This is a genomic window from Vibrio sp. S11_S32 (assembly GCF_014694465.1).
Taxonomy (GTDB): domain Bacteria; phylum Pseudomonadota; class Gammaproteobacteria; order Enterobacterales; family Vibrionaceae; genus Vibrio; species Vibrio algicola.
Genome location: NZ_JAAUWS010000098.1, coordinates 1 through 3,182 on the forward strand (window position 1 = coordinate 1; position 3,182 = coordinate 3,182).

A 3,182-nucleotide genomic window follows, 5' to 3' on the forward strand; every position below is an offset into this window, starting at 1 on the left:
GATTATATAACTTCCAGTTTTTGGTCTTATAACGATTTTTTGGCATGAATATCGATGGTTTAGTGGGGAGTAAACGATCTGATCGTCAGTTTCACATTTAGTTCCATCGAATTACGCAACAAAGCCACGAACTCTACAAACCAACATCTGGAAAATTATTTGTAGAGTGTTACACGCCCTTTTGTTACATCCTCAAGAATAAACTAGGTTTAGAATTGCCTTCTGGGCAAGCATCACACGTTCTGCGCCATACATTCGCCAGTCACTTTGATGAATGGAGGAAATATTCTGGTGTTAAGGGATATTCTAGGCCATGCCGACATTGCAATGACAATGCGTTATGCACACTTTGCGCCCGATCATTTATCTGATGCTGTAACAAAAAACCCAATCGCCGGCATTGGTGCCTGACTGTCGCCACAAAATTTTTTAATTTCCTGTCGTCACTTCATCGCCACTCATATGTTTTTGACATAAAAAAGGCCACTTAAAAAAGCGGCCATTTCAAAGTTAAATTGACAATTTAATCACGCCCGTAAACATTATTTTCTTGCTCTTGAACTCGGATAAATGTGGTGCGCTTGGTGAGCTCTTTAAGCTTGGCCGCGCCAACGTAGGTGCAGGTTGAGCGCACGCCACCAAGAATATCGCTGATGGTATCATGTACCGTTCCACGGAATGGAATAAGCACGGTTTTACCTTCTGCCGCGCGATACTTGGCTACCCCACCAGAATGCTTCTTCATTGCCGATTGAGATGACATGCCGTAGAACTTCATGAATGATTTACCATCTTGCTCAATGTGCTCGCCGCCTGACTCTTCATGCCCAGCTAACATGCCGCCCAGCATCACAAAATCGGCACCACCGCCAAAGGCTTTAGATACATCGCCCGCGCAAGTACAGCCACCGTCACCGACAATTGTGCCACCTAAACCGTGTGCAGCATCCGCGCATTCAATAATGGCAGACAACTGCGGATAACCGACACCCGTTTTTACTCGCGTAGTACAAACCGAGCCAGGGCCAATGCCAACTTTTACGATATCGGCGCCAGCAAGGATCAATTCTTCAACCATATCCCCAGTAACCACATTACCCGCGCTGATCACTTTATCTGGAAATTGTGCGCGCACTTTTGATACATATTCGACTAGATGCTCAGAGTAACCGTTAGCGATATCAATACAGATAAAAATAATATCTTCTGTTAATGCCATAATATCGATGGTTTTTTGGAAATCCGCATCCGATGTGCCGGTTGATACCATCACATTATTCAATACTTTTGCATCATGAGTTTGAATAAATTCAGCCCAATCCGCCACAGTGTAATGCTTGTGGATTGCCGTCATCACATTATGTTCAGCCAGTGCTTGCGCCATAGCAAAGCTGCCGACAGAGTCCATATTCGCCGCAATAACAGGTACGCCAGACCACTGACGGCCGCTGTGCTTGAAAGTGAAGTCGCGATCCAGATTAACTTGAGAACGACTCTTTAATGTTGAGCGTTTAGGGCGAAATAATACATCTTTAAAGCCTAACTTCAGTTCTTGTTCGATACGCATGCTATACACTTCCTATGAGGCAAATTGAAATAAAGAAATAATCATGCCCGCCATTTGATAACATCAAAAAATCATAATGAATTGTCTTTACAACAAGGCTCACGAATTTCGGGCACAAAAAAACCGCAGCGTTTTGTAGACGCTCCGGTTTTCAGTATTATAGGGTGAGATTTTTTCGTTACCAGTCTGATATTTCAATTTTTTTTGTGATACTTTATGAAAGATAGTATCTCGGAAACTGCCTTCAATCTTCGAATTGAAATTCGCACTCAGCCCCGTAACTATTTAATAATAAACACTTTACCCACAATTAAGGCCAAAGGGTTAAGCATAAAATCCGCAATACCACCGCAAAAACCACCAGCGACACGCCTAATTTATAATATTTGAATTCCCCTACCGACATTTCAACGCGTTTATAAAAGATGGTGGCGAGCCCTTTCCAGTCTTGGCTACGCTTTCCATATTGAACCATACTCATCAAAATCAGTGAAATCCCAACGAAAAGAAAGCTCTTTTCAATCACCAACACGATTGTTTCCATCATGGCTTTATCCTCCTTGACCGTATTGCTTTCACTATGACGTTTTTTTTATTGGTTGGCTGTAGGACTTAAGTCGTAAATCTTAGATAATGTGAGCTTTATTGGTCAAAATTATCGTTTATCATCAAATGACAAACAAAAAAATGCAGAGCCACCGAAGTGTACTCTGCATCTTGTTTGGTATTGTTACTTCAAATTAAATCAATATGACTTACAGTTGAGCAGCCGCTACGTAGTCTTCTAACTCTTGAACTTTAACGGTAGTGATACGTTGGTTATCAGCATAGAAAGTAACTGAATCGCCAGCTTTAACGCCGCGTAATGTTTTTTGAGTGCCGTTTACGTATGCAACGTTCATTTGTAATGTGTTGGCATCGATTTGTTGGATAGTGGTGTTTTTGATATCAGCGTTGTTCGCTTGAACAGGTACTGTAGTCAAAGTGCTATCTAGTTTGTCATTTACTTTAAGTAAAGATGGCGCAGGGGTATCAACAACCGCTGGAGATTTACCCGTGATCACGTTTTTACCAGTCCAGAATTCGATGGCGTTGAAGATAAATAAATCACCAATAGACGCGATACCATAAACTGGACTCATTAGAAGGAATAGGCCTTCACGTGCATAACGGTTATCAACAGCCATTAGGTTAGCTTTACCCACTAGGCCAGTTACACCCATTTGCCCCATACAACCACTAAGAGTCGAAACACTTAATGCTGCGATTACTGCTACTTTCCAAGTTTTCATATTAATCTCGCTATTTTATTATGTTTTAAATGCGTGCTAAATCTAGCACAAAGGCGAAACATCAGTAAGGTTAATCACTTGATTATATTCTGGTCAAGCCCAATAGGACACCTGACTTTGTAATTTTTCATAGTCGATTGGCGTTAAATCACCAAGCGTAGTATGCAACCTTTCATGGTTGTAATACCGGATATACTCTTCAACATCTTCTTTCATTGCATCACGCGTTAAATAAACCACATTGAGTAGCCATTCATTTTTCAAGCTACCGAAGAACCGTTCGACGACAGCATTGTCTAAACAAGCTCCAACGCTGCTCATTG

Annotated in this window: 4 protein-coding genes and 1 pseudogene; 1 reads left to right on the top strand and 4 read right to left on the bottom strand. The window is 41.6% G+C overall.

Going from position 1 to position 3,182, the window contains the following annotated elements:
• Nucleotides 1-125: 125 nt before the first annotated feature.
• Nucleotides 126-411: pseudogene (locus HC723_RS17550) on the top strand (tyrosine-type recombinase/integrase); the annotation flags it as partial.
• Between the two features lie 112 nt (nt 412-523).
• On the opposite strand, the gene HC723_RS16600 reads toward HC723_RS17550, so the two are convergent.
• From HC723_RS16600 to HC723_RS16615, 4 genes are all read right to left on the bottom strand, one after another.
• Nucleotides 524-1,567 (bottom strand): GMP reductase, encoded by a 1,044-nt coding sequence (locus tag HC723_RS16600; protein WP_153448500.1) that lies wholly within the window; start codon nt 1,565-1,567, stop codon nt 524-526.
• Between the two features lie 310 nt (nt 1,568-1,877).
• A complete protein-coding gene (locus tag HC723_RS16605; protein WP_190339877.1) occupies nt 1,878-2,114 on the bottom strand; it encodes a hypothetical protein in 237 nt (78 codons plus the stop codon).
• Nucleotides 2,115-2,322: 208 nt separating this feature from the next.
• The gene (locus HC723_RS16610; RefSeq protein ID WP_446751412.1) at nt 2,323-2,865 is read right to left on the bottom strand and encodes a DUF3332 domain-containing protein; all 543 of its coding nucleotides are present in this window, start codon (nt 2,863-2,865) and stop codon (nt 2,323-2,325) included.
• A gap of 87 nt (nt 2,866-2,952) precedes the next feature.
• A partial coding sequence (locus HC723_RS16615; protein WP_190339178.1) for an IS3 family transposase occupies nt 2,953-3,182 on the bottom strand: 230 nt, incomplete at its 5' end.

What these genes read in the sequence shown, in the direction of transcription:
- HC723_RS16600 (WP_153448500.1), bottom strand. Translation starts at nt 1,567, where the DNA reads ATGCGTATCGAACAAGAACTGAAGTTAGGCTTTAAAGATGTATTATTT.
- HC723_RS16605 (WP_190339877.1), bottom strand. Translation starts at nt 2,114, where the DNA reads ATGATGGAAACAATCGTGTTGGTGATTGAAAAGAGCTTTCTTTTCGTT.